We start from the raw sequence: 24424 nt of genomic DNA, 5'->3' as shown, positions 1-24424 counted from the left end.
TTCTCTAGTCTCAGATATGTCGAAAAATTTGGGGGGAATCAATGAGAAAATTGTAAGGATAGTAACAAGCACGTCAGCTCTCTTATGGTCTCTTCTTCATTTAATAGTAGGATATGGCGCGGCAGTATTAGCATCTGAGGCAGTCGGACATAGTTCTCTTGTATTTGCGATGTACTCAGAGTATTTCGGTTTTAATTCGGCACTGTATCTATTTGCATTCTACGAGATCATTACTTATACTAGAAAATTACTCACTCCATTCTTCTTTTTATTCTCTTTTAATACATTTTTAATAATTTATACCCACCTCGAACCAGCTCCATTACTAGGTAAACCACTACCTATCATACCAGAAGTATATCCAGCTATCTTACTCGATATTATATTAGTGGTTGGTTCAGCAATATTAGTAGTGAAAAATTATGTGGGTTAATGAACGATTATCCTTTTCACCTCTGCTCTATCGTATGTTAACTAAACCTGAATTTTTTATTCCTTTAACCTGGCATTTTCATGTCTTCGAGAAAAAAAGTGACAACGAATATATTGTTTTCTTATATCCGTATGAGACCACTGAGAACGTGAAAGTAGGAGAGCAGTTACAGAAATATATCCTCACTATATCTAGTTCTAGTGAGGGGTTGAAATATATAGTGGAAGAGCAAAAAGGTAAGGTAAGGTATAATTTTATAATTTCTGCTATATCCACCGGTAGGAATCTTAATATAATGGTTGGAGTAGAAAAGAAAGGAATATTTTCATCAGTCCCTGTAGAGCCTAAACATATCCTAGAACATATATCGAATAACTTAAAGTATTTGAAAGTTGACTAAAAATAAAGAAGAATATATAAAGAAAAGAAAAAATTAGGTGCTTGAACTAGAATAGTACATCATGTTATAAAAGTACCCTACGAACGGATCATACACGAAGCCTTGTACATATGGTTGTACGAAGTAGTATGTGTTAGGTACTGGTAGCCATACGTAAGGTGCTTCATGATATATAATATTGTATGCTTGAGCCACCATTTGTTCTTGTTCTGTCGTATTAGTAACAAACGGTAATGTTTCATACATCGTCTGTAATGTAGAACTATTTACCCATGCTAAGTTACCTGAAATTCCACCGAACTGGACATCTGTTAAAGGCATCAATTGTTGGAATACTGGATCTGGCCAGTCAGGGAACCATCCTAGGTCAACCATAACCGGTGTACTAGTGGGCGTTGTCCAACTGTCTGTAACTGATGGTAATACAAACTTTGTGGATACGCTAATCCCTATTTGCTGCAAATCTTGAGTTATTATTGCTAGTTCTTTTTGCTCAAGTAAGTTTACCGGTGCAAGGGAGTATATATCTATTGTTGGTAATTCTTGCCCGTTTGGATTTCCGATTACTGTTCCGTTGGGTAGCACTACGTAGAAATCTCCTTGGTAACCAGCTTCATTCAAATATTTTATTGCGAGAGCAGGATTATATGTATACTCACTTAAATTATCTGGATTATAATACCCTGGGAATTGAGGTGAAATTGGCCCTACATATTCTATAGCTAAGTCCTTACCTTGGTAGCTGAATACACCTAGCAATTGCTGATAATTGATTGCGTATTCTATTGCTAGTCTAAAGTCTGTTATGTTTGTAGGGAACTTCATCATGTTCATAGATATATATAATACACCAGGCTCTGAACCGAAGTTCCTTAATGTAGCGTTTAATGGTAGTGAATTGTAAGGACTTTGATTCAATATCTGGTATAAATAAGGTATACTTACATAGCTTATCTGTGCTTTATTAGTAAGGAAGTTTTCTACTCTTTCCTCATGTGATAAACCGTAGTTTATTTCGATAACTGGTATATGGGCAGGTTCAGCCACACTTGGCACGTTAGGCATGTTTTGGGCCCAATAATGGGGATTCTTCTCTAAAACTATAGTACTGAAACCGCTAGTAACTTTCACAACCACATACGGGCCAGTTCCATTCATTCCGTTTTCGTCTAAGTACGAGTTTGGAGTATTAGGTTGAACACCTCCGTGCTCGTCAACATAAACTGGGTTTACTATTGCACCCCACCATGCTGCTATATCATACAAGAAGAACTTGTAAGGTGCTAGAACGTTTATTTGAACCTCATAAGGACCTTTAACTACCACAGCTTGATAGGGATATTCCATTATTTTTTGAATCGTTGCATTATTCGCGTTAAAGTTGGACAATATAGATGCAAGTATATGAGCTGTTAGATTATAGTTATTGCTCGTTGGTAATCCAGTAGCACTTTGTATGGCATTGTTAACTCCCCAAGGTATAGCGTAGCCTGTTTGCGCATATACAGTGGAGTTAAATAGGAGTCCGATGTAGTTAGCTACTCCGGGACCTTGTCCCATAAGTATTGTTCTATACAGCGAGAACCATACTGTAGACGCATTAACTTGTACTCCGTCTGGGAAGTATATTCCTTGTCTAATAAAGAATGTATAATTCTCGTAATTGGACGTAGTATAGTTCTGTGCTATTACGGGGACTATTTGGTGATAGTTACTTCCGTTAAATTCTACTAGCTCTTGGAATAAGGCTGTAAATAAGGGTCCATCTTGAACGTAGAAGCCGGTAGCGGGATCTAGTGCGTCTGGCGGAGCTGTTTGTGAGTCATCGATTAAAACGCTTGTATTAGGGGGCGCTAATGTCGTCATAGGTGTGGTCGAAGTTGTTGTCGTAGTCGTTGTAGTAGTCGTCGTAGGATGATGAGTGCTTAAAAGTATACCAGCTGCTATTGCTACGATTAGGATCACAATTACAATTCCTATTGTAGCTATTTTTGATACGCCTAACTTCTTTTTATTTTTCATAGTAATCAGTATAAGCATCTTTTCAACTAGTAATTAACTTTTTCGTCAGTTTTCATATACAAGGCAAAAATTTAATATACAATTTAAGGTATTTATGCTTATGCTTACTGAGTATGTTAAGTTTGCTATTAAGAGAGCGATCAACGGCCTTATAACTCTCTTATTGTTAATCTTCTTCGTATTTGTGTTAATACATGCCGCAGCTCCAAATCCAGCACAGTTAGCGAGGATATATGCAGGTAATCCTCATGCTCCTCCAACCGAAATTCAAGCAATCATTAAGGAATATGGTCTTAATGAACCTCTATATGTTCAATTTTTGCATTATCTTAGAGATATCTTATCTGGTAATTGGGGTATTGATCCCATATATAAAGCTCCTGAACTATCCATATTACTTCCCAAACTGGCTATAAGCTTACAAATAGTGATCCCTGGTGATATTTTAGCTGCTATTCTAGGATTATTGAGCGGTGCGGTTGCCGCATCTTCTAGAGGGACATGGAAAGATAGGAGCATTAAAGGTTTATATATCGCAACTTGGGCTTCTCCTCCCTTTTTCATTGCTATACTCCTTCAGTTGATTATAGCGTATTACCTGAATTTATTACCAGCAGGTGAACCTGTTAACCAGTTGCTCACTTGTCCTCCCCATTACACGGACTTCCCTATACTTAATGCGCTAATTTCAGGTGACTGGAAGTTCTTTATATCGGCAGTAAGGCATGCAATATTACCTTCATTAAGTATTGCTATTATTACCTTTGGTTTGTTTACACGTGTGACTAGAGCTACTATGATAGATTCGATGGAGTCTGATTATACAAAATTAGCTTTAGCTAAAGGGCTTACAAGAAGATATGTAGTATACCGGGTTGCATTGAGAAATAGTTTAATACCGGTAGTCACGTTAATAGCCCTATTTTTTGGCTATTCGGTAGCAGGAGCAGTAGTGATAGAGGATATATTTAGTTATCAAGGTATAGGCTATTTTATAACACAAGCTATCGAAAACCTAGATTATATAGCAGTATTAGATTTTACGATAATTGTAGGTATAGCAGTTATTATAGCTAATTTTGTAGCTGATTTACTTTATGGAATTTTAGATCCTAGGGTGAAAGTACAGTGAATTATAGAAAAAATATCAAAAAATTTACTATTATAATTCTTTTAGTGTACTTATTAGTTAATATAGGTATATACTTCCACTATGCTAATAAAGATACTTTACGTTCTGTTCACTTCGATATATTATCATTAGTACCATATGTTTTATTTTCAACATTTAGCATAACTGTATCGGTAGCGAGTTTAGTAGTAATAACTGTTATTACTAACAACACATTCAAATTAATCTTAAGAAGTAAACCAGCTCTCGTAGCATTCGTAATATTATTTGCGTACTATATCTGGTCTATATTTCAAGGGCTTTTAGAATATGCATCAGGCCAAATTTTATACGTAAAACTGTCCTATATGTTTTTACCATATAACCCGTTCCAGTATAACGCATCAATATCGTTACTACCTCCTTCTTTAACACATCCTTTTGGGACCAATTCAAATGGTGAGGATATCCTATCAAGGGTTTTATACGCAGCTCCATCCGATGCTGAAATATCTACAATAGTAGTTATTTCAGCAATAATAATAGGTGGGATAGTAGGAATAATTTCTGGTTATCTAGGTGGAATAGCTGATGAGGTATTAATGAGAATAACCGACGTATTCCTTGCTGTGCCCGGTCTAATTCTAGTTATAGCCGTTAGTGTTCTACTTGGAGAATCTTTTACCAGTGCTATAGTAGGACTAATGGTTCCTTGGTGGGCTACTTATGCTAGGTTATTTAGAAGTCAAACTCTAGTGGTAAAGAACATGCAATATATAGACGCGGCTAGATTGCTAGGATTAGGTAAATTCAGAATATTAACTAGCCATGTAGTCCATAATGTTATTGATGCTGTTTTAGCATATGCTGCATTAGACTTTGGGAATGTCATCTTAACTTATGCTACACTAACTTTTTTGGGTATTGGGCTACTCAATCCTAATACGCCTGAGTGGGGCTCTATGGTTTCCCATGGTGTTGAGCAGCTACCTCAAGCTTGGTGGTATCCAGTATTCCCCTCTTTAGTGATAGTCCTTATCGTAACTAGTTTTATACTATTGGGTGATAGAATCCAGGATGTCATCTCGGGGAGGGTGGTCTATTGAGTCTGTTAGAAGTTAAGGGTCTTAGTGTGGGATATAAGGCATTAATAGGAAAATTTACAGTACTGCATGACATAAATTTTTCACTAGAACAAGGGGAGATAGTGGGCATTGTTGGTGAATCGGGATCCGGTAAAAGTACCTTGGGACATTCTATAATTAGGCTTCTTCCACCTAATTCATTTATAGAGAAGGGGTCTATATTCTTCCAAGGAAAAGATATAGTAAAGATTCCTGAGAACGAGATGACTAAAATTAGGGGCTCAGGTATCTTTATGATCCTTCAAAATCCTTTAAACAGTCTAAATCCTGTAAAGCGTATTAAAGACCAACTTTTAGAAGCAGTTAAGGTAAAGAAGCCAAACGTAGATGAGAAGGAAGCTAAGGAAATTATACTAGATGCTGTTAAGGCAGTTAGACTTCCAGATCCCGAGGAAATTATAAAGAAATATCCTCATCAATTATCGGGGGGACAAATTCAAAGAGTGGTTATTGCTATGGCTTTAATTCTGAGGCCTAGAGTCTTGATAGCCGATGAACCTACCTCTGCTCTAGATGTAACAATTCAAGCGCAGATAGTAAAACTCTTTAAGCAGTTAAGGGATGAAGAAAAGATCTCAATTCTCTTTATATCTCACGATATCTCGTTGGTTTATGCTATAGCAGATAGGCTAGTAGTAATGTATGCGGGTAGGATAATGGAAGACGGAAACATCGAAGAGGTTATAAAGAATCCTTTACACCCGTATACACAAGGGTTAATCTCCAGTATTCCGACGTCAACTAAAAAAGATGGAGAGTTAAGGGCTATACCAGGGTCTCCTCCATCCTTCTTAGTTTTACCTTCAGGGTGTAAATTCAACCCTAGATGTAGTAAGGTAATTGAACAATGCAAGTCAAGAGAACCGGAATTGTTAGACGTGAAGGGGCGTAAAGTAAGGTGTTGGTGGGCGTAAAGTAAGGTGTTAGCTGTATGAGTAAGGAGATCATATATAGAGTGATAAATTTAAAGAAATATTTTGAGGTAAACAAGATAGGCTTATTGGAAAGGTTATTAAGGGAAAAGCCGATTTATGTTAAAGCTTTGGATGACATTAACCTAGAGATTTATAGCGGGGAAATATTAGGGATAGTAGGTGAATCTGGCTCTGGAAAAACAACCTTAGGAAGAATTCTCGCCACTCTCGATGTGCCAACTTCAGGCGAATTATATTTTGAGGACGATAAAATAACTAAGGCGAATTTATCTAAAATTAGAGGAAAAGTGCAAATGGTTTTTCAAAACCCCGCCTCTAGCCTAGATCCTAGGATGAAAATTATAGATATTCTCTCCGAAGCTATACGCAAATTACCTAAAGAGGAGAGAAGTAAGCTTATCAGGAATACACTAGAGGAAGTAGGACTAGACTATGAGTATGTAGCCAATAAGTATCCGAGAGAGTTATCAGGAGGTCAATTGCAAAGAGTCGCAATAGCAAGGGCAATTATAACTTCTCCTGAGTTTATAGTCTTAGATGAACCTACTTCTGCACTAGACGTCTCGGTACAAGCACAGATCTTAAATCTGCTAGTAAAGTTACAGAAAGAAAAAAATATTACTTATATGTTTATTACTCATAACATAAGTGTAGCGAAGTATGTTTCTGATAGGATAGGCGTGTTATACGCAGGGAAATTAGTTGAAATAGGGGAAGTTGAAGAGATAATTTCTTCGCCTAAGCACCCATACACTCAGAGTTTAATTTCTTCTGTGCCCTCCCTTACTAAAAGGAATCTTACTCCTCCCTCTGGCGAAGTACCATCTCTTATAAACCCTCCAAAGGGGTGTAGGTTTAACCCCAGATGCCCATATGTAATGGAAGTATGTAGAAGAGCAGAACCTCCTCTTTTTGAAATCGGTGGTAGGAAAGTAGCATGTTGGTTGTTAGACCAAAGATATCAAAAACAATAACAAAGGGGTCTATATTAATATTTTTATTTTCAATTTTTCTAAACATTAGTAGAATAGAAGATTTTGTAATTTTTATAGGTATATCATTTCTCCTTTTGTCCATCTACTCCGTAATAAAGTATATGAGTTATTATGAGATATCTGAAGATTATATTATAATACATAATTTAATTTCAACTAAAAAAATAAGGTATACCGAGATTGAAGACGGGTTTTTATCTCAAGGCTGGTTAGCACGCAGATTTAATTGCGGTTCGATATATATTTTCTTAAAGGGAGGAAGGCGTATAGAAATATTGAGAGATATCCCGGATCCTCTTAAAATTGAGGACGAAATAAAGAAGAAAATAGATTATTCATAATAATTCTCGTCCTACTCTATTTTCAATAGTCTAATATCTATGTTTTAATGGATTTTTACAAGCTAAATCGAATTGTAAAATAACAAATAACATATAATGATACAAAAAGTTTATATTTTCTATTTCATTCCCTTATTTATGGATTTTTATAGAGTTAACAAAATATTGGTGTATTTGGGTTTATTCCCTATTATACTCTACATTATTAGAGGAGGTTCTTTAAGCTTAGGGGTAATATTTATACTTCCAATTATAGCTTTAGCAGTTAAACCAAGTTTTAGAACTTTGGGAATTTCTCTCGCAGTTGCTTCAATAGTTTCATGTTTTATAACATCAAACGTTATACAGCTATCGTCCGTAATTATATCGGCCATAAGTATATTATTTTCAGTCTTGTCGCTTAGGCAGAGAGTATTACCCTTGGTTGGGCTCGCCGGCATTATAGCCCTATCGATTTTCTTTCACCCGTCCTTATTCTTGGTGTTATTAGCCTCTTCAGGGCTACTATTTTCACTATTTGATAAGCCTTTAGACCCAAGCGGTATTTTTACACTAGCAATCCCGTATTTTGTTACTCAAGTCTTGTTCCTTGTACTCTATTCCTTTTACGTCTCGCCTTCATTCTGGGCTATAAACTTATTCGGGGAACTAAGCAGGTATGCCTATTTAGCATATGCTGTAGTGATAATTACTTTTGCCCTCTATTTACTCAGGAAAGACTATGCAATACACATGTACGTAAATGCCTTAATATCGGCCATTAGTATAGCCTTAGGTTCAGTCTTAGCTTACCTCTTCGTCTCCCCTTTTTCAATAATGTTCGGGATATCAGGCTCGATGGCTGTCGCTTTTACCTTTTCCCAGAGAGACTTAGGTAATATTATTATAGAAGCGTTCAAGAGGAATGACCTTAGACTTGCTGAGAGGGTATCATCAATTTATGAGGGCGACCTAACTGAAGTTTACAAGAAATTAGTAGATATGAAACTCTGTAACGCAGTAGTAAAGTTACCGGAGTTTAGACCATATAAAATAAACTATTTAGACGTTGACTATACTAAGGTAGCGGAGTGTTTCTTAGAGCTCAAGCAAGTCCCGGTCAGGGACGTGATAAACTACTTGAGGTTTGTAAAAGAGAAGGACATAAACCTAGCTGAAAAGGTAGGCAGATTAGCTCTGGACATATCCCCTTCACCTAAATTAGTAAATATTATGAAGGAGATAGAAGTCCTCAAACTAGATTATTTAAAGTATAACTGGGACCCAGAGATCTGGATAGGTAATGAGCTCTATGGGTATAAGATAATTTCCTATTTAGGCAAAGGCGGCTCTTCCTATGTGTTGGTAGGGGAAAAAGAAGGTAAGAGATATGCAATAAAGATACCTATTTTGATGCCTCCTTCAACCTCGAGCTCTAGTTATTATGATTTTGTAAATGAGTACTCGCAACTTAGAGACCTCTCACAAAGGAGCGATAACATTGTTAAGTTCGTTGATGCCAGGATAGACTCGTTCGGTTTAAAGAAGATCCTTTCTGGGGACGTAGTAGCCTATATGAAGGAACCTCCGATACTAGTGATGGAGTTTATGGAGGGCGGTAGCGCCAAGTCTTTAATGAACGATAACAACGTATTTTACTCAGACCTATGGTGGAAGATTGTAGCTTTAATAGGTTATGAGATGGCTAGTGCATTAAAGGCAATACATGAAATGGGTTTTGTCCACTTAGATATAAAGCCTTCAAATATTTTATTTTCTAAACAGCCCGGTAAGACTGGTAAAGAGGTCTTAGAAAAGCTTGTTAAAGGAGAGGTCAAAGTAAAGCTCAGTGACCTGGGTTCAGCCAGAAAGAGGGGTGAAAGGTTTATCCAGTATACTCCAGAATATTGCCCCATTGACCAAGTAGAAGCTCTGTTTAAGGGAGAGGGTGCTCAGTTCTCCATGGATATATACTCCTTAGGGGCTACACTTTATACTCTCCTCACTAGGCAACCCTTTAACCCGAGAGAGGTGGTAAGCCAAATTAATGACGCAGAACTGCTGTATAAAGATAATAAAGACCCTCTGCCTTCTCTCCAGAAGGCTAAGGAGATATATGTAAAGTTCCATGAGGCCTTCACTGTTGAAGAACCCGTAGATAGACGTCTAGTAGAACTAATTAAGAGCATGACTTCACCTGAACCGGAAAAAAGACCTTCAGCACTAGAAGTATATAAAAGGCTAGAGGAGATAATAAATAATAATGAAGGAAGTAGTAGTACCGGATGAAATATTTAACTATCTACAGAGGTTAGGAGAGGAGGATAGGTTATCAGTAAGCGAAGTAATAATAAAGTTAGTCCTTGATAAAGCTACGACCGATGAAAAATTAAAAATTTTGCAGAATATTAGCAAAGAATACATTGAACAAGGTAAAATACTTGAGAAGAAAGGTGAACTAATAGAGTCTGGGGAGATGTACTGGAAAGGACTAGCATTTATAATGCAGGCTGTGGCTATGAAGCTAGGATTTGAGATAACTAATTATCAGGACTATTTTTCTCTAATTGACTACCTTTCATATAAGTTTAACGACGGGGAATTAGTTAAGCTATTCGTTAACTCCGAAAAACTACATGGGGAATACCACCCAAGACCACAGGGAGAAGCGGAGTTTAAGTTCAGGGTCGACAACCTCACTAAACTTGTAAAGAAGTTAGAAGGTGTTATATAAAATTTGTTTAAAATAGTGATAGTAAAATTTTAAAAATACTGTGAGTTTAAATATTTGTGAGATTTGTAATACATGCTGAAAACCCTGAAGAGTTCCTCCCCCGCTATATTTCGCCTAACGATATTGTTGCGGATTTAGGATGTGGTCCCGGTTATTATTGTAAAATATTGTGTAAGCTAGCCAAGAAAGTGTATTGCATTGATAAAGATTGTATTGCCCTAAGCTTAGCCAAAGAATCAGCTCCGTCAGCTACTTTTTTATGTGAGTCAGCTGAACAAACTTCTCTAGAAAGTGATAATGTGGATATAGTGATTCTAGCTAATTCTTTTCACGATATGGACAAAAAGGAAGACGTAGTTAAGGAGATAGAGAGGGTTTTAAAAGCGGGCGGCAGGGTCATAATCGTGGACTGGAAGAAAGAGCAGACCCCTATGGGACCACCTGTTTGGAAAAGGATGACCGAAGAAGAATATTTACAATTTTTTAAGGGTTTTACCCTTTTAGAAAAGTTCACTCCTAGCCCTTATCAGTATGGTATGGTGCTCAAGAAATGATCAGTTTTGTAGTATGTAAGGACATTAAATATGGTAGAGAGAGAGTTTGGGATATTATAAGTGATGTGAGAAAAATTCCGGAGTTCTGGAAGGGGACTAGGGAGCTTAACGTCGTTGAAGTAAGTAAGGGAGTTTATGAAGGAGAAGTGAAATTTGCCTTTCCCTCTAAGGGTAAGGTGAGGATTGAAGTACACAGTGAGGAGAATAAGGTAATAATCAACTATCTTAAAGGCCCGGTAATAGGACAGCACGAGATATACATAGATGGAGAAAAGGTCTGCTCCAAGTGGAATGTTAGATTGACCTTTCCTTTCAACCTGAGGGAAAGGTGGACTGAGGAGCATTTTAGGAGCGGGGCTGAACACGCATTGGACAGGGTAATTGAAAGTTGTGCTAAATAGCTGTAGCCGTATTGAGAAGGATTAAAAGTAATTAAAAGTTTATCCAAAAAATCATTTGCATTAGGGCATAAAAGTTTAGGTTTAACGGAGTGATGAGATCCAACGAGTAGTATAGTAACTCTATATTTGTACCCCTTGTGGCTTTCAAGGGCAACGTATTTTTAATACAGCGAGTAGCTTACAGAATTTATCGCACTTAAGTTATAGCTGTGTTAGTCCAGATGTGTGTCTGTTATGGTTTATGACCTAAGTAAGGGTAGTCAGCGAGTAACCGCGTCTTCACCTCTCAGGCTCCCCTAAAAATCATCACTTCAGCCTTCTTAGCTTTGACGTAACTTCAGGATATACGCTCTCTGGGACAATTAAAATAGTAACGTTTATTTCCTCAGTATATTTATAGATCTCATTAAGTACTTCATCTACTATTTTTGAATTATTTTTACAGTTAGGAATCCCTATTCCGATCAAAAAGTAAGCACCATCGTCATCTACGAAAAGGCCCGGTTTTTCAACTAACTCCGAGAACTTCTTAAAACCCTCTTCAATTGCTTTTTCCATTAAAAAGTATTATGTTTTCAGAGTATTTATTCGTAACAGTCGTTCACTGGACAAAACTCCACAGTACTATACTTACACTATTCATTGACATAGCGAGTGCTGCGTATTCTGGAGGTAGATAGAACGGGTATAACATTCCGGAAGCTATAGGCACTAGGACGGAATTATATGCTAAAGCCCACGCTATGTTTTCCTTTATCTTTCTTACAGTCCTCTTACTCTGTTTCAATAGCGATGGGATTACTTCTAGAGACGGGATTATTATATCCCCAGCGTATTTGGCGATTTCAGTGCCCGTAGAGAGAGCTATCCCTACATAAGCCTCTTTGAGGGCCATAGCATCGTTAACCCCATCGCCGACAAAAGCCACTCTTTTACTTAGGCTCCTAATGAGCTCTACTTTATCATCTGGTGAGAGCCCCTTATGGACTTTAACTCCTAGGGTTTCACCTACGCGGTCAGCGAAGTTGCTTGAGTCTCCTGTTGCCACTATAACTTCATAGCCCTGCTCCTTAAGAAAACTCACTACCTTTACCGCTTCTTCTTTAATTTCGTCCTCCAGCCAGATATACCCACTTATCCTTCCGTTTACACATACAAGCACGTCAGCGTCTTTTCCATCTCCCTCACAGTTTTTCATAACAAATTCCCTCTTTCCCACAATTACGTCTTTTCCATCTACTTTGCCGTATACTCCTTCGCCTTTAAATTCGGTGAACTCTCTTACGTCATGCCTCTCTTTCCCTAGTGTAGCTATAGCTCGAGCTACTGGGTGGTTACTGAGCTTCTCAAGAGACGAGGCTAGCTCCACCTCTCCTTCGTATCTTGACACCTTGATTACTCCTTTAGTTATAGTCCCGGTCTTATCAAACACAAATGCTTCTACTTCCTTTAGCTTTTCTAATGCTTCACCGTGCCTGACTACAATACCCTTTTTCAGTAGTTTTCTAAGTCCTACGATGATTGCCATAGGAGTCGCGAGCCCGAACCCACAAGGACAAGCTGAAGCAAGGACTGCCACAGCAATTAACACGGAAAAAGATAGGGGAAAATGTAAAATGTAAAACCAGGTGAGGAATGCAGTTATAGATACCGCGATTATTGTCGGCACAAAAACCTCCGAAATCTTATCCACCAGCTGTTGTATAGGCAACCTTATCGCTTCCGCTTCCCTGACCGCCTCGACCACCTGGAATAGATAAGTCCTCTCTCCAGTCCTCGTCACATAAACCCTCAGGAAACCTGAATTGAGGACTGACCCCCCTACTACTGGGTCTCCTTTCTTCTTTCTTGTGGGTACTGCTTCACCAGTGTATATGGACTCATCTACATACCCTTCTCCATCGTCAACGACTCCGTCAGCGGGGATCACCTCACCGCTCTTTACGGTTACTATATCACCGGGTTTTAGGTCCGAAGCGTTAACTTCTATTTCCCCTTTTTCGGTGACTTTTCTGGCTTTAACGTTAAGGAGTGACACTATATGTTCGCTCGCCCTCTCCTTTAGGTAAGCTTCAAGGGTTTTTCCTAAGAGGATAAAGGTGATGAGTAGAGATGACGCTGAAAAGAATGGGTTGTTAAAGGAGAAGAGGCTGTAAAACCATGCTATGTTCGAGGAAAGGGAAACCAAGACGTCCATATTAGTAGTTTTATTCCTAAATGCCCTGATCATACCTTTGTGGAACCTTAGCCCGGAGTAGAACTGAACCGGGAGCGAGAAGATCAGTTGTAAAACAGGTGAGGGGAACAGTAACACTAGTGAGGTGAAAATTGAGGAAATTACTAGTCTGGTTAAGAGGTCTTTAAAGTCGGATTTTCTGCTTTGTTTAAGGTTCGAGACCTTAACTTTATATCCTCTTTTTTTGAGCTCTTCTATAACGGTCTCGGGGGATGTCGTCATCGGGTTTACTTCTACCAAGAGGTTATCTCTCCCTGCCCTTACACTTATGACCCCATCAATTCCTTCCGTAATTTCTTTGACCTTTAGTATCTCTTCTTCGCTAACTTCTACTATGATATTGAACTTTTGGGTTATGACGTCATATCCAGCCTTCCTTACAGCGTTTATAATATCTTTCAACTTTCTCTTGTCTTGAACTACTATTTTTGCTTCTCCCGATGCCAGATTGACGTTTACGTCTTCAACACCCTGGACTCCCTTTATTGCTTTAGATACTGTTGACGCGCACGTTGAGCAATGCATCCCTACTATTTTCAGCTCTTCTTCTTTTTTTATCCTGAGCCCCATTCAGGGCATCCCTTTCGGTCCTTCCCTAAGATATTTCTCTGGGTCTTTCTCGAACGCTTTCTTACACCCGTTACTACAAAAATAATACATAGTCCCTTTATACATGGTCTTGAAAGGAGACGTCTCTTCTACTTCCATCCCACAGACCGGACACGTTTGAGACATAATATTATATTATATTTTCTCACTTTTTTACCCAACGTTCACAATGTAAATTTATTTTCAATAGACCTCTACACTTAGTAAAAAAGTTGCTTTATATTAACGTTTAATGTAAACAAAGTATATTATTAATCGTGACTTAATATACAATTATGGAGGACGTTAGGTTATCTCAACTAGAGTATAAAGTCCTTCAGATGCTAAGAGAAGACGGGAGGAGGAGCGCTAGTAGTATCGCTAAAGAATTAGGAGTTAGTAGGGCTACAGTAGCCAAAGTCATTAAGTCCTTGAAAGGGAAGGGAATAAAGTTCACTATAGACTATCAGGAAGAGGGTAAGCTCGTAGCTTTTATTATTTCTAAGGAGTGTATCCAAGCTAATATAGGCTGTTATAAGTTGATAGACGGTAAGTATTTATCTTTAGTTGAAGGTAATTTACACGACATAGAGAAAGTTTTATCAAGAATCCAAGATAAAGAGGACTATTTTATTGCTACAAGCAAGATGAATACTGTAAGGATTATAAGGGGCGAGCTCTATTGCGATTATTGCGGTGGGGAAATAAGGGGCGAGCCTTTTACCTTCAAAGTGGGTAAAAAAGTGTACTATACTTGTTGTAAGACGTGTGAGAAAGAGTTGAAAAAGAAGTTAAGTAGTAAAAGCCTTAATTAAAAATATGGAGCTAATCCTTACGGGTTTTACATCAGAAGGTAGAGTATTTAGGAAGGTCTATTTTGACAGGTATAACAAGAGGGTCATCGAGGTTTTAATATCGGATAAGGTGGTCATAAGGCTTGGCGAATTAATATATGAGGGGGCAGAGCACCTTAGGACTTTAGGGCTGAAGCTAGAATGCGAGAGGAATGATATTCTAGATTTATTTATGAGAAACAAGAATGAGAGCGTGAAGTTCGCTTACTACTTACATAAAGAGGATATGCTGGTTCCTTTTGTCGGTGAGTCTGAACTGGATAGGATAGCACAACAGATTATCGATAAGTACGTTACGGAGGTCACTAAGTGAGTATATCGATATAAAAAAGAAGAGAAGAAGAAAATTTAGTAACTTTTCATAACATTCACCTACTTTAAGAGTTTAATATTACCAATATTACATCTAAAATTATGCAAAAGCCCTTTTAGGAAAGGGTCTTCTCCTCCTAGACCCCAAGGGTCTGCTTAAAATACTAACTATAGTTCTTTGTAAACCTTAAAGGTTACGTTTATTCACAAACCGTAAAGTAACTTTAAAAAGCGCTGATTCGACAAACGCTAATAGCGTCCGTTTTTATCCTACGTATACCCGAAAGGCTATTAATAGCAAAGCCTCTAGCGTCTTATTGGGAAACCTTAACTACTTCTCTTTGGCGTTGATGCAAAGCGAAAAATTAAGTAGTTAAGGTTAAAAGTCACGCTACATAAGAATTTACACGTGATGGGGGAGTTGTCGGGAGGATTCCCGGCGACAGTGATCCCGGAAAGACAAGTGTAATGTGATGGGGGAGTTGTCGGGAGGATTCCCGGCGACAGTGATCCCGAAGCGTTATTTTGTCCCTCTCAGTTATTTACTATGTGCTGGTATTTATCGATGAAAGCGGTGACACAGGTATAAGTAGTAAGTATTTTGTTGTAGCCGGCGTAGTGGTGAGGCGGGAAAACGATATTTTAGAAAAACATCGAAGGGCAGTCAACGAGGCTAAGGTAGGAGCGTTCCACTTTAAAAATGATAGCGGTGTTATAAGGAACGTATTTATCTCGTGGATAAACAAGATGGATCTAAAGGCAGTAATCTACGTCATTGAAAAGGCCGGTTATGTGGATAGGTGTAGGGTAATTGAGAAGTTAGTGAAAGTTATAGAACCTAAAGAGAAATTGATACTAGTTATAGATAGCTTCATAAACAATAAGAGATTAGAAGCTACCTTGAGGGATAAGTTAGAGGCTAAACTAGCAGAGTATCTATATGTACCGGTATGTGTAAAGTTCTTAAAGAACACACCGGGCCTGCAAGTAAGCGATTACTTTGCATCAGCATCATTCCAATACTACGAGAGAAGAGATGAGTCTTATTTCCTCCTTTTAAAACCTAAGATAGTCAAAACGGTAGAGGAAAGAGAGAATGAAATAACCCGTAACGATATGGAGAAGTAACATACTATATTAAATAGCGGGTAAAGTGCTAGACTTATTATATACTTTTCATATCCACCTAAACAGCGAGTAATGTACATAACTTGACAAAGCTGACTAGAAGCCTCGCTTTTTAAGTTGGGCTAAAGCTTTTTAATCTTGGTATTGGTTTAAAACGTAGGCTGTGTGGGAGAGCCGCTCCAATCGGGTAATTATCAGGTTCCCTTATTATGTCCCCTCACAACTCTGCATATCTCCTAGTCCCGCTTGTTTTATTCACTTAATGGTATTAGAGCACGTTGGATTTCTCCGCCAAGGGGTATATAATCTCCTTAGTAGCTTTATATGTCTTTCTGGAAGGTTAAAGTAAGTCACCTTTAATTTAAGTACTCCTTATGATGGAAGCTGAATTCTAACCCCTTATATCCCGATAATTTTTTAAAAGTGAGTAACTTACATAATTATCAGTGCGGCCGTAGTCTAGCCTGGATTAGGACGCCTGCCTGCCACGAGCTCGCAGGAGACGCAGGAGGTCCCGGGTTCAAATCCCGGCGGCCGCATATTGATGGATATCCCTCTAATACCTCCATTATTATCTTTCAATTTTAGATATAATTCGACTACGTCAATTAAGGGACCCACGTAAGTTTCCTTTAAGTTACCGTCCACCGTTTCCAACTTATAGACATATTACCGCCCTTTCCTCTCACGTATAATTATATCGCCATATTTATAACGGGGCTTCCGGTCTCTCATTATTATTTTTATCACTCGACCTTAGTTTTAATAACCGACTTATGAGCATTAACAGTTAATTTTTATCATGGGGGAGGGGGTAAGTACACCTAGTTAGAAAAGACAATAAACAATTTACTACTGGGTTTTCCCCAGCTATCAGGACGGGCCTTGCTCGGAGTGCTAATGTAGTCCTTCCACTAGCAATAATAAATTATATCGTGACTAGTTGAGTATAGGTGAAATTATAATAGGCAAAATTCCCGATACTGCCGTTATAAAAGGTAAGGTATCATTCCTTTATTCCTTGATCTCTATTTTGGTCATAGCTTTATCTACTACTCTGTCTGTATCAATAGTCCCTTTAGCGGTAACTCTTGGTCTATTATTTAGGAGACGTAATATAGTCCTTCTCGAACTCCTGATATCGCTTACTTCCTTTGTCCTCCTATTTGAGTTCCAAAAACTCTACCTATACGTCTTTACTCTCAGGGCTTTAACTTATATAAACTTGTACTTTTTGATGTCAGATTATGTTGACTATCACACGGTCTTAAACTTATTGGGCGAAAAGGGAGTCCCGTTAGTGGTCGGGCTCGCTTACTTCCCCTTATTTAACGAGGTAATGAGTCAGATAGTATTTAATGCCAGAGCTAGGAAGATAGGGTTTAAGCCTTCGAAGCTCCTTTTACCTTTCGTTGTACAGACTGTGAAAATAGCAGAGGACCTATACGTAGCATATACGATAAAGCTCTACGGTAAATATAGGGGGCATATAACTATTGCTCCTTCAAGCTTAGACTTGGCCTTTACGCTAGTAAGCGTAATTATACTCTTACTAAGTGTTTTCTTTCCTCTAAATCTACCACAGTATCACATATCGATATGAGGTCTTCATCATGAGTAGCGATTATTATACCCCTTCCTTGTTCCTTAAGGGCTTTGATCATCTCATAAAAGCTCAGGAGGGCTTCTCCGTCCATTCCTACACTGGGCTCGTCCAACCCTATTACCTTATACGGAGAAGCGAATGCTGTAGCTATCAAGACTCTCATTTTCTGCCCGTAACTTAGAGAGAAAGGACTTTTATCTGCAATATCTTGGAGCCTAAAAAGTTTGATTGCCTCGTCGTCCTTTACCTCGTCTCTAACAGTAGGGTTGAAGAACTGTAAATCTGGGTTCTGGAATATTAAGTACACTTTTCCTACAAGGCCTTTGAGAGTAGTAGTCTTTCCAGCCCCGTTTCTGCCTATAATACAGAACACTTCTCCTTCTCTAACTTTAATCCATTCGTGTTCAAATATTAATTTCCCAAAAGTGGTCTGGATAGGCTTTAGTTTAAACCCCCTTAAACCTTTTTCTATCAGGAATTTTTCGTCATATAACATAACCTTGTCTATTTCCCTAGCACCGTCCTTTGTAAGGAGGTAAAACCTATCTCCCCATTCCCTCACTTCCCTAACTCTATGTTCCGTGGTTAAACTCCCTTTAGGTATGACCTCTTTTACGAGCCCTATTGAGTACTTATCGAGGTTAGCAAAGGGCTCATCAAGCATAACGTGCTTAGGCCTAGAAGCTAGCACGGTAGATATTACGAACCTCTTTTTATACCCATCGGATAGTCTGTAAAAATTGACATTGAAGAATTCACCCATTATCCTTTTAGGGACGTTGAAGTCTACGTCATGGAACAAAGACTGTAATTTCAATTCTTCTTCACAAGTCAGCCCTAGGATCTGTGTAGAGGGTTCCTGAAAAACTGCGGAGAGCAAAGAGTAGTCCTTTTTCTTGCAGAAGTCTTCCCCATCTACCGTTACCTTAATCGGTTCCCCTAAACATAGGGCCCTCCTGATGAGAGTAGTCTTACCTATACCGTTCTTCCCTAAGAGGACAACTCTTTCGTCATCTCTAACTTCTATTTGGTCATTAATGATAAGCACAAATTTAATTGCTAAAGTCGTTTTAATAAGCATGAGATTAGGGTTTGCCCTAACGGAAGACGGCAGAAAAGTCGTAGTAGTATATGAAGAGGACAAATTCCTTGAGTTTGATAAAGAGGGACTCGATTGCGTATTTTCAGATATTAACAAAGTAATAAGTGCGTTCGATGTCGTTAAGGACCTTCCGCTAAAGGAGGTTATGGTAAAAAAGCTCCTCCCTCCCGTTAACCCGCGAAAGGTATTTTTACCTGCGGTGAACTTTAGGTCCCACTCATCAGAGACTTCTATGGCTCCTCCCCCTTTTCCTTATTTCTTCACAAAGTTCAATAATGCTATTATAGGGAATGAGGATTACATACTAATACCTAAGGAATTGAAAAGGACTGACTACGAAGGGGAAATAGGGGTTGTGATAGGTAAGAGGGCTAAGAACGTGAGCAGGGGCGAGGCTATGGATTACGTGTTCGGGTTCACTGTAGTTAATGACGTAAGTTTTAGGGACTACCAATTCCCTGAAGTCCACCCATACGGGTTAAACTGGGTCATGGGGAAAGGTCTCGATACCGGTCTACCCGTAGGCCCTTGGATAGTGACTAAAGACGAAGTCGATTTTTACTCGCTAGAGATAAAGACTAGGGTAAACGGAGTCCTAGTTCAAAACGGTGTTACAAAGGACATGGTCTTTTCGGTAGAGGATATGATCTCGTACCTAAGTAAAGGTATTACACTTGAACCCGGGGATATAATAACCACTGGGACTCCTGCGGGTGTTGCTGAATTTAGCGGTAAAAAGTACTTACAAGAAGGGGACGTAGTCGAGGTAGAAGTGAAAGGTATAGGAGTTCTCAGGAATTACGTCAAGACCATTTAATGACCGTCTTTACCTCACCCTTCACCTTCTTAGTAAGGACATTCGGAGCTTCTTCTATGCTTACAACCCTCGTTATCATCCTCGTTAGGACGTCACCATACCTATATTTCCAAATGGAAAGGTAATTAAGTGCACCTTGGAAGTCCTTTTTACTGGCATTTACACTACCCATTATTAGTATATTTTTCTCTACTATTTCTGTAACTAAATCCGATACAAACTCAGCTTTTTCTCCTTCTACAGTCCCGAATAGAACTAGAGCTGAGTTGTGTTTTAACTTTTTCATTAAAGGGATAAAGGCCTCTGGGACTCCACTAGTGTCTACTATTAGGTCAGCTTCAGGTAGTCCTTCAAGTCCTTTTCTGGTATCATAAAAAGTCGCACCGATTTTTTCGGAAATATAGGCCTCTATATCGCTCGGTTCTCTCCTATTAAGCATGAAAACTTGAAGACCTAGAGTCCTTAGTACCATCGCAAAAAATGTACCTATTGGGCCAGTACCTACTATATAAGCGTTTCTACATTCAAGTGTCGAATCCTCACAAGTCCAGATCATTCTTCTCTGTAGGAAAAGGAGTTCGTCTATGGCCTTAACGACGTTTGACAGGGGTTCTGTTAATACCGCCACGTCCCTTACTTCTTCTGGGACCTTAACAAGGTATTTTTCGTCGTCTACGAATTCCTCTCTCATAAAACCGTGTTTTCCCCTTATTCCCGCTTCTACAAACTTTCCGGTTTCACAAAAGTCCTGTCTTCCTATCTTACAGTTTAGACATTCCCCGCACCCTCTCCTAACTACGGGGACTACATAATCTCCTTTTTTTAGTTCATTTACGTCTTCGCCCGTCTCTTCCACTCTCCCTAGTCCTTCATGACCTAGAACTAGGTAAGTATAACCTTCTGGGGGATATGCGAAAGAGATTTTTCCGCTTACTATACCCCTATCCGTGCCGCATATACCGGTCATAACAGTCTTGATCAACGCTTGCCCTTTTCTTAACTGTTCTCTTATTTCAACGTCTTTTACCTCAACTCCTATATTATTAGGCTTTATAGTTATAGCCTTCATACTATCCTTTTTCTAATCCGAGTAAAAAAGTCTTTTATTTACTCTTTCAAAAATTAAACTTATGAAGAAATTACAGATAGGAGATAAAAGGCCTCTCATAGTCTCAATAATACTTACTTTAGCCTTTATTAACCCTATAGTGGAAGAGCTTATGTTTAGTGAAGAACCAGTATTTATGGCGTCCCATTATGCCCTAGTGTTTGCAGGTGCATTGGTAGGTTATTATTACTGGGGGAAAAATATCAGGTTGTCACTCCTAGGTTACCTAGGGGCGGTTCTAGTAGTAGTATGGCATTTGCCTCAGCTATTCGTTTTGGGTGGGGCAGAGGTACCCTTCCGGGCTCTGGACGAACTATCTTTGTTTTTAGGTGGTGCATTGCTGGGAATAGGGGTAAGGAATATGAGGTTAATAGAAAAACTTCTCCTCCTTGTCTTATGGATGATAGGTGACACTACTTTAGCCGTCGTCTTAATTATCTCTTATCCTTTTTATACTATACCTCCATCTCCCTATACACTGAGTCAAGAGCCTTTAACGGGCTATGTCATGGTCATAGCGATGACATTTGTTTTGGGATATCTGGTGTTTAAGGGGTTTCAGAACCTCAATATCTTTGGCTAAAACGTATTAATTGCTGTTCTATGATAGAATAGAAGGGTAAAATGAAAGCCTATGAGCTCCTAGCCTACTTATTAGAGCATACCCAACCGGGGTCAATAGTCGTGGTTACCACTCTAGATAATGTACCAATAATGATAGATAAACAAGACGAGTATAATATTGTAGCCTACGTCTGTAAAAATGAGGAAGTTAAGAAGTTCAGGGAGACCTTTGACAAACCTACAGTCCACAGGGCAGTCATAGACTTAATAAATAACTTATCAAGCTACTTACAGACGCAGGTGGACGAACTTAATTTAGCCAACTCTGTTTCTTTTCCTGACTGTGTGGAGAAGAGGGAGGCAAGACAGAGGGAAGTCAAGAGGGAGAAAACTAAAGTAGCTAAGCCACAAAAGGAAGACATTAAACTCCTCATAGAGCAGATGAAGGCATTACCCAATGAGTTTGATGTTTTACCCCTGCTCACTAAAGAAGGTAAGTTAGTCTCTTTTGTCCCCCAAAACCTGTCACTCATCTCCTTTGATAAAATAGTTAAAACTATGTCGCATGTTGAAGGAGAAAATTTGACACCTATAAACCCTGACCTCCAGGTACTTAACTACGTGCTAAGTACGGTGAAGTTTGACCTACAAAAGGGTAACCCCTTTTCTTCCCTTAACGAGCTTACTTTCTTCACAGCCATGTTCGTAGATATGGGAGAGATCGGTGAAGGTGAGTTCTTAGGGAGGAAAATGCCTAAGAGAAACGGGAAGTTCTTTACTTCTAACTCAAAGGGCGGGCTTAAACCTATACCCCTCGAGTTCCTCGATTATTCTAAGAACAGGAAAAACGGACTTTATGTCGGGTATTTTGTTCATGACGGGCAACAGTTTATAAGGCTTGGCGGATACGACTTGCTGGAATACCATGAGAACGGAAAGTTTACCATAAATTCCTATTTGTTTTCATCATTTATTGTAACAGAAAGGGACTTCACGGTGGACTATCAAGCTTTTGACAGGCTTGTAAGTAACTTTGTGAATAGTGTAATATCAAAGGGTATAGGGGCCAAATTCGTTAAAGAGGTCTTTGAACTAGAAAACTTAATATATGATATCCAGCTCGTACGGGCCGTGAGTAAAGAGGCAATAAACGTTGTTGACCCTATCTCGTTCTGGTACTATAAGACTAAGGGACAGGACGTTACGCTATGTACGGATTGTGAGTTAAAAGAAAAAGTTAGCTTATGGAATAGGGTAATAAGGAACTGGTTCAGGGAGTTCTTATTATGAGGTACCCATCGCTTGGTTTATTATATTTAGTATAACATTCTCCTCGTCTTGTATATAACTAACGGCTTGTATTTGGCTAAAAGACGCTGAAGTCACATTAGGTAACTGCCCTTTGGTTACGTTAGAGTAAAGTTCTTGCGGCGTGAAGCCAGATGTAGCGAGGTAATAGGCTGCAGCGTAACCCACAGACTGGTCGTAACCAATTATCATCCACGTACCCTTAGGGCCGGTTATTATTAAGGCTGTAGCTATATGTGGCGGGTTCCCAGCATCAGCTAGGTTAGGGAATTGCCCGAACGGTGTATTTAACTCGTATTTAGCTATCAAGTTATACACCCAGCTAGGTACGTCTTTCTGGAGTTCTTGCTGTTCAAGGGTCACTATTGAATTTCCAGAGTACGGTATTATAGTCCCGTTTGGCAAACTGATACTGTTGTTGTTAGTAAACATCCTACCGATCATATAGAAGAAGTGGAAGTGGACGCTACCGTTAGGGGTGAAAGAATTGAATAGTAGACTGGGTACTGGCATGGGAGGCGAGGTAGGTGGGTTTGAACTAGGTGTAGGTAAAGGTTCGGGGTCAGACCATGTTGGTGTAGCGTTAATAGTGCCGTAATGGCTCAGGGCCAAGTATAGAGGCCATGACTGGGTAGCGCCATAGGGGCACCCTTCCCAAGATATAAAGTATACGTCTACAGTGTTCGGTGATGAAGCGTAGTCTTGGTTAGATACTTTTTGGAAGTGCATGAAAGGCAGTGAACTTGAAGGCTGGGCAAAGGGACTTTTTATAGAAGGTAGTACTAATATTAAGGCTAAGACAGCGATAAATATTATAAATGGGACATAGATCAGTTTACTCTCTTTCTTAGTCTTTTTAGTTTTAGCCATTAGTTTTTATCTACGGTTATGATTACTAAAAGTTTTTCCTAAAACAGATCTTGTTCCTAACTCCAAGACTAGAACTTGTACCTTGTTCTATCTATCTAGTTACCTTTTCTGAATGTCTTATCTCTTCTGCAAGAATAGAGTTTTATACTTTACTTATCTATCGTAATAAAAATAAGAAATAAGTAGAGTATTATTTAAATGTAATTTAAGAATTTTTTTATTTAAACCCAAATACTTTTTTTGGTAAGCTACAACTTGTAAGTATATGAAAAAGCGACTCAGGTTCTTGAGTGCTTCCAGCAAAGTAGGAAAATCTGTGTTTACAGTTCTCACTGCTTATTACTTAAAATCTCTTGATATCCCCTTTCTTATTGAGGAGCTCGACCCCTTTCATACGGTAGGGACTTTTGTTGACGACGAATTTGAAATAATTTATTATTTTGACCTGAACCAGTTTTTGTATTCACATGGGAACTTAATAATTGACCAATCTAAACTCAAAAGAGGGTATGATAATACGATATGGAATATCCTAATTTCAGACATGTTAACTAAGATTAGTCCAGAACATGAGGCTATAAAATTCCAGAATATAATTACGTCTAATAACGTTAACGTCTTTCTTACGGAGTTAAATAAGTTAGAGGAAATAATAGAGTATGCTAAGATGTGGAATGACGGACAAAAGATATTGGTGGTAAATATGGTTCCTGATAATCAGCTGTCTACCGTTGAGGACGACATTATAGACTTGGTTTATGAAAAAGGTATTTTTAAGGCGACATTCGTATTTCCGTTTGATAACAAGATAAGGTTTTTGGATCCAGAAAAAGTAGGCTGGTTCAGAGAATCCCTTCCTAAGATTTTATATCTGGAATAAT

At 38.7% G+C, this 24424-nt stretch carries 26 protein-coding genes, 1 tRNA gene and 1 pseudogene; 20 read left to right on the top strand and 8 right to left on the bottom strand.

The window, feature by feature from the left end; translation table 11 throughout:
• The first annotated feature begins 16 nt into the window (after positions 1-16).
• Positions 17-433, top strand: a complete 417-nt coding sequence (locus KN1_RS11500; RefSeq protein ID WP_221287777.1) for a hypothetical protein — start codon at positions 17-19, stop codon at positions 431-433.
• 34 nt (positions 434-467) lie between these two features.
• The gene (locus KN1_RS11495) at positions 468-833 is read left to right on the top strand and encodes a hypothetical protein (protein ID WP_221287776.1); all 366 of its coding nucleotides are present in this window, start codon (positions 468-470) and stop codon (positions 831-833) included.
• Positions 834-866: 33 nt separating this feature from the next.
• Here the strand turns inward: KN1_RS11495 and KN1_RS11490 are convergent, their stop codons facing one another.
• Positions 867-2699: an ABC transporter substrate-binding protein gene (locus tag KN1_RS11490; protein ID WP_225905830.1), complete on the bottom strand. Its 1833-nt coding sequence runs from the start codon at positions 2697-2699 to the stop codon at positions 867-869.
• Positions 2700-2955: 256 nt separating this feature from the next.
• On the opposite strand from KN1_RS11490, the gene KN1_RS11485 reads away from it, so the two are divergent.
• From KN1_RS11485 to KN1_RS11445, 9 genes are all read left to right on the top strand, one after another.
• On the top strand, positions 2956-3987 hold the full coding sequence (locus KN1_RS11485; protein WP_221287770.1) for an ABC transporter permease: 1032 nt from the start codon (positions 2956-2958) through the stop codon (positions 3985-3987).
• On the top strand, positions 3984-5072 hold the full coding sequence (locus KN1_RS11480) for an ABC transporter permease (protein ID WP_225905677.1): 1089 nt from the start codon (positions 3984-3986) through the stop codon (positions 5070-5072). The genes KN1_RS11485 and KN1_RS11480 overlap by 4 nt, the downstream gene beginning before the upstream one ends.
• Positions 5069-6025 carry an ABC transporter ATP-binding protein gene (locus KN1_RS11475; RefSeq protein WP_221287769.1) on the top strand — a complete coding sequence of 319 codons (957 nt, stop codon included), beginning with the start codon at positions 5069-5071 and terminating at the stop codon, positions 6023-6025. The genes KN1_RS11480 and KN1_RS11475 overlap by 4 nt, the downstream gene beginning before the upstream one ends.
• Before the next feature lie 17 nt (positions 6026-6042).
• Positions 6043-7020: an ABC transporter ATP-binding protein gene (locus tag KN1_RS11470; RefSeq protein ID WP_221287768.1), complete on the top strand. Its 978-nt coding sequence runs from the start codon at positions 6043-6045 to the stop codon at positions 7018-7020.
• Positions 6984-7382: a PH domain-containing protein gene (locus KN1_RS11465; RefSeq protein WP_221287767.1), complete on the top strand. Its 399-nt coding sequence runs from the start codon at positions 6984-6986 to the stop codon at positions 7380-7382. Before KN1_RS11470 ends, KN1_RS11465 begins: the two co-directional genes overlap by 37 nt.
• A gap of 138 nt (positions 7383-7520) precedes the next feature.
• Positions 7521-9650, top strand: a complete 2130-nt coding sequence (locus KN1_RS11460; protein ID WP_221287766.1) for a protein kinase domain-containing protein — start codon at positions 7521-7523, stop codon at positions 9648-9650.
• On the top strand, positions 9625-10095 hold the full coding sequence (locus KN1_RS11455) for a PaREP1 family protein (protein WP_225905676.1): 471 nt from the start codon (positions 9625-9627) through the stop codon (positions 10093-10095). The genes KN1_RS11460 and KN1_RS11455 overlap by 26 nt, the downstream gene beginning before the upstream one ends.
• A gap of 56 nt (positions 10096-10151) precedes the next feature.
• Positions 10152-10649, top strand: coding sequence for a class I SAM-dependent methyltransferase (locus KN1_RS11450; RefSeq protein ID WP_221287764.1), 498 nt, complete (start codon positions 10152-10154; stop codon positions 10647-10649).
• Positions 10646-11050, top strand: coding sequence for an SRPBCC family protein (locus KN1_RS11445; RefSeq protein WP_221287763.1), 405 nt, complete (start codon positions 10646-10648; stop codon positions 11048-11050). Before KN1_RS11450 ends, KN1_RS11445 begins: the two co-directional genes overlap by 4 nt.
• Before the next feature lie 306 nt (positions 11051-11356).
• On the opposite strand, the gene KN1_RS11440 is transcribed toward KN1_RS11445, so the two are convergent.
• Genes KN1_RS11440 through KN1_RS11430 form a run of 3 tightly spaced genes read right to left on the bottom strand, consistent with a single transcriptional unit; the run spans position 11357 to position 14021 of the window.
• Positions 11357-11608, bottom strand: a complete 252-nt coding sequence (locus KN1_RS11440) for a hypothetical protein (RefSeq protein WP_221287762.1) — start codon at positions 11606-11608, stop codon at positions 11357-11359.
• A gap of 43 nt (positions 11609-11651) precedes the next feature.
• Positions 11652-13856 (bottom strand): heavy metal translocating P-type ATPase, encoded by a 2205-nt coding sequence (locus KN1_RS11435; RefSeq protein WP_221287760.1) that lies wholly within the window; start codon positions 13854-13856, stop codon positions 11652-11654.
• The gene (locus tag KN1_RS11430; protein ID WP_221287758.1) at positions 13857-14021 is read right to left on the bottom strand and encodes a YHS domain-containing protein; all 165 of its coding nucleotides are present in this window, start codon (positions 14019-14021) and stop codon (positions 13857-13859) included. It abuts the gene before it with no gap.
• A gap of 149 nt (positions 14022-14170) precedes the next feature.
• Here KN1_RS11430 and KN1_RS11425 point away from each other — a divergent pair, with 149 nt between their 5' ends.
• The 4 genes from KN1_RS11425 to KN1_RS11410 all read left to right on the top strand — a co-directional run bounded on the left by KN1_RS11425 (position 14171) and on the right by KN1_RS11410 (position 16707).
• Positions 14171-14689: a TRASH domain-containing protein gene (locus tag KN1_RS11425; protein ID WP_221287756.1), complete on the top strand. Its 519-nt coding sequence runs from the start codon at positions 14171-14173 to the stop codon at positions 14687-14689.
• 4 nt (positions 14690-14693) lie between these two features.
• Positions 14694-15041 (top strand): hypothetical protein, encoded by a 348-nt coding sequence (locus KN1_RS11420; RefSeq protein ID WP_221287755.1) that lies wholly within the window; start codon positions 14694-14696, stop codon positions 15039-15041.
• Positions 15042-15589: 548 nt separating this feature from the next.
• Entirely contained in the window at positions 15590-16168 is a 579-nt protein-coding gene (locus KN1_RS11415; protein WP_221287754.1) for a DUF3800 domain-containing protein, read from the top strand.
• 448 nt (positions 16169-16616) lie between these two features.
• Positions 16617-16707: transfer RNA gene (locus KN1_RS11410), tRNA-Gly, on the top strand.
• 28 nt (positions 16708-16735) lie between these two features.
• On the opposite strand, the pseudogene KN1_RS15125 reads toward KN1_RS11410, so the two are convergent.
• Positions 16736-16789: pseudogene (locus KN1_RS15125) on the bottom strand (hypothetical protein); the annotation flags it as partial.
• Between the two features lie 322 nt (positions 16790-17111).
• Between KN1_RS15125 and KN1_RS11400 the strand changes: the two are divergent.
• Positions 17112-17771, top strand: a complete 660-nt coding sequence (locus KN1_RS11400) for a hypothetical protein (RefSeq protein ID WP_225905675.1) — start codon at positions 17112-17114, stop codon at positions 17769-17771.
• Here the strand turns inward: KN1_RS11400 and KN1_RS11395 are convergent.
• Entirely contained in the window at positions 17710-18822 is a 1113-nt protein-coding gene (locus KN1_RS11395; RefSeq protein ID WP_225905674.1) for an ABC transporter ATP-binding protein, read from the bottom strand. The two genes, KN1_RS11400 and KN1_RS11395, sit on opposite strands and share 62 nt — an antisense overlap.
• Before the next feature lie 31 nt (positions 18823-18853).
• Between KN1_RS11395 and KN1_RS11390 the strand changes: the two genes are divergently transcribed.
• Positions 18854-19693 carry a fumarylacetoacetate hydrolase family protein gene (locus KN1_RS11390; protein WP_221287752.1) on the top strand — a complete coding sequence of 280 codons (840 nt, stop codon included), beginning with the start codon at positions 18854-18856 and terminating at the stop codon, positions 19691-19693.
• Here the strand turns inward: KN1_RS11390 and KN1_RS11385 are convergent.
• Positions 19680-20762 carry a glucose 1-dehydrogenase gene (locus tag KN1_RS11385; protein WP_221287751.1) on the bottom strand — a complete coding sequence of 361 codons (1083 nt, stop codon included), beginning with the start codon at positions 20760-20762 and terminating at the stop codon, positions 19680-19682. The genes KN1_RS11390 and KN1_RS11385 overlap by 14 nt on opposite strands.
• A gap of 61 nt (positions 20763-20823) precedes the next feature.
• Here KN1_RS11385 and KN1_RS11380 point away from each other — a divergent pair, with 61 nt between their 5' ends.
• Together KN1_RS11380 and KN1_RS11375 are read left to right on the top strand one after the other, a co-directional pair.
• A complete protein-coding gene (locus KN1_RS11380) occupies positions 20824-21384 on the top strand; it encodes a DUF1404 domain-containing protein (protein WP_221287749.1) in 561 nt (186 codons plus the stop codon).
• Positions 21385-21425: 41 nt separating this feature from the next.
• Positions 21426-22655 carry a hypothetical protein gene (locus tag KN1_RS11375; protein ID WP_221287747.1) on the top strand — a complete coding sequence of 410 codons (1230 nt, stop codon included), beginning with the start codon at positions 21426-21428 and terminating at the stop codon, positions 22653-22655.
• Here the strand turns inward: KN1_RS11375 and KN1_RS11370 are convergent.
• Positions 22650-23543, bottom strand: coding sequence for a DUF929 domain-containing protein (locus KN1_RS11370; RefSeq protein WP_221287746.1), 894 nt, complete (start codon positions 23541-23543; stop codon positions 22650-22652). The two genes, KN1_RS11375 and KN1_RS11370, sit on opposite strands and share 6 nt — an antisense overlap.
• A 265-nt stretch (positions 23544-23808) precedes the next feature.
• Here KN1_RS11370 and KN1_RS11365 point away from each other — a divergent pair, with 265 nt between their 5' ends.
• Positions 23809-24423, top strand: a complete 615-nt coding sequence (locus KN1_RS11365; RefSeq protein WP_221287745.1) for a hypothetical protein — start codon at positions 23809-23811, stop codon at positions 24421-24423.
• Position 24424 lies beyond the last annotated feature (1 nt).

This window comes from Stygiolobus caldivivus, from assembly GCF_019704315.1.
Lineage (GTDB): Archaea > Thermoproteota > Thermoprotei_A > Sulfolobales > Sulfolobaceae > Stygiolobus > Stygiolobus caldivivus.
The sequence above is the reverse complement of the archived record's forward strand: the minus strand, read 5'-3'. Positions and strand labels throughout refer to the sequence as shown.

What these genes read in the sequence shown, in the direction of transcription:
- KN1_RS11380 (WP_221287749.1), top strand. Translation starts at nt 20,824, where the DNA reads ATGAAGAAATTACAGATAGGAGATAAAAGGCCTCTCATAGTCTCAATA.
- KN1_RS11490 (WP_225905830.1), bottom strand. Translation starts at nt 2,699, where the DNA reads ATGACGACATTAGCGCCCCCTAATACAAGCGTTTTAATCGATGACTCA.
- KN1_RS11445 (WP_221287763.1), top strand. Translation starts at nt 10,646, where the DNA reads ATGATCAGTTTTGTAGTATGTAAGGACATTAAATATGGTAGAGAGAGA.
- KN1_RS11495 (WP_221287776.1), top strand. Translation starts at nt 468, where the DNA reads ATGTTAACTAAACCTGAATTTTTTATTCCTTTAACCTGGCATTTTCAT.
- KN1_RS11465 (WP_221287767.1), top strand. Translation starts at nt 6,984, where the DNA reads ATGTTGGTTGTTAGACCAAAGATATCAAAAACAATAACAAAGGGGTCT.
- KN1_RS11500 (WP_221287777.1), top strand. Translation starts at nt 17, where the DNA reads ATGTCGAAAAATTTGGGGGGAATCAATGAGAAAATTGTAAGGATAGTA.
- KN1_RS11430 (WP_221287758.1), bottom strand. Translation starts at nt 14,021, where the DNA reads ATGTCTCAAACGTGTCCGGTCTGTGGGATGGAAGTAGAAGAGACGTCT.
- KN1_RS11420 (WP_221287755.1), top strand. Translation starts at nt 14,694, where the DNA reads ATGGAGCTAATCCTTACGGGTTTTACATCAGAAGGTAGAGTATTTAGG.
- KN1_RS11365 (WP_221287745.1), top strand. Translation starts at nt 23,809, where the DNA reads ATGAAAAAGCGACTCAGGTTCTTGAGTGCTTCCAGCAAAGTAGGAAAA.
- KN1_RS11425 (WP_221287756.1), top strand. Translation starts at nt 14,171, where the DNA reads ATGGAGGACGTTAGGTTATCTCAACTAGAGTATAAAGTCCTTCAGATG.
- KN1_RS11370 (WP_221287746.1), bottom strand. Translation starts at nt 23,543, where the DNA reads ATGGCTAAAACTAAAAAGACTAAGAAAGAGAGTAAACTGATCTATGTC.
- KN1_RS11440 (WP_221287762.1), bottom strand. Translation starts at nt 11,608, where the DNA reads ATGGAAAAAGCAATTGAAGAGGGTTTTAAGAAGTTCTCGGAGTTAGTT.
- KN1_RS11470 (WP_221287768.1), top strand. Translation starts at nt 6,043, where the DNA reads ATGAGTAAGGAGATCATATATAGAGTGATAAATTTAAAGAAATATTTT.
- KN1_RS11390 (WP_221287752.1), top strand. Translation starts at nt 18,854, where the DNA reads ATGAGATTAGGGTTTGCCCTAACGGAAGACGGCAGAAAAGTCGTAGTA.
- KN1_RS11375 (WP_221287747.1), top strand. Translation starts at nt 21,426, where the DNA reads ATGAAAGCCTATGAGCTCCTAGCCTACTTATTAGAGCATACCCAACCG.
- KN1_RS11460 (WP_221287766.1), top strand. Translation starts at nt 7,521, where the DNA reads ATGGATTTTTATAGAGTTAACAAAATATTGGTGTATTTGGGTTTATTC.
- KN1_RS11485 (WP_221287770.1), top strand. Translation starts at nt 2,956, where the DNA reads ATGCTTACTGAGTATGTTAAGTTTGCTATTAAGAGAGCGATCAACGGC.
- KN1_RS11435 (WP_221287760.1), bottom strand. Translation starts at nt 13,856, where the DNA reads ATGGGGCTCAGGATAAAAAAAGAAGAAGAGCTGAAAATAGTAGGGATG.
- KN1_RS11455 (WP_225905676.1), top strand. Translation starts at nt 9,625, where the DNA reads ATGAAGGAAGTAGTAGTACCGGATGAAATATTTAACTATCTACAGAGG.
- KN1_RS11385 (WP_221287751.1), bottom strand. Translation starts at nt 20,762, where the DNA reads ATGAAGGCTATAACTATAAAGCCTAATAATATAGGAGTTGAGGTAAAA.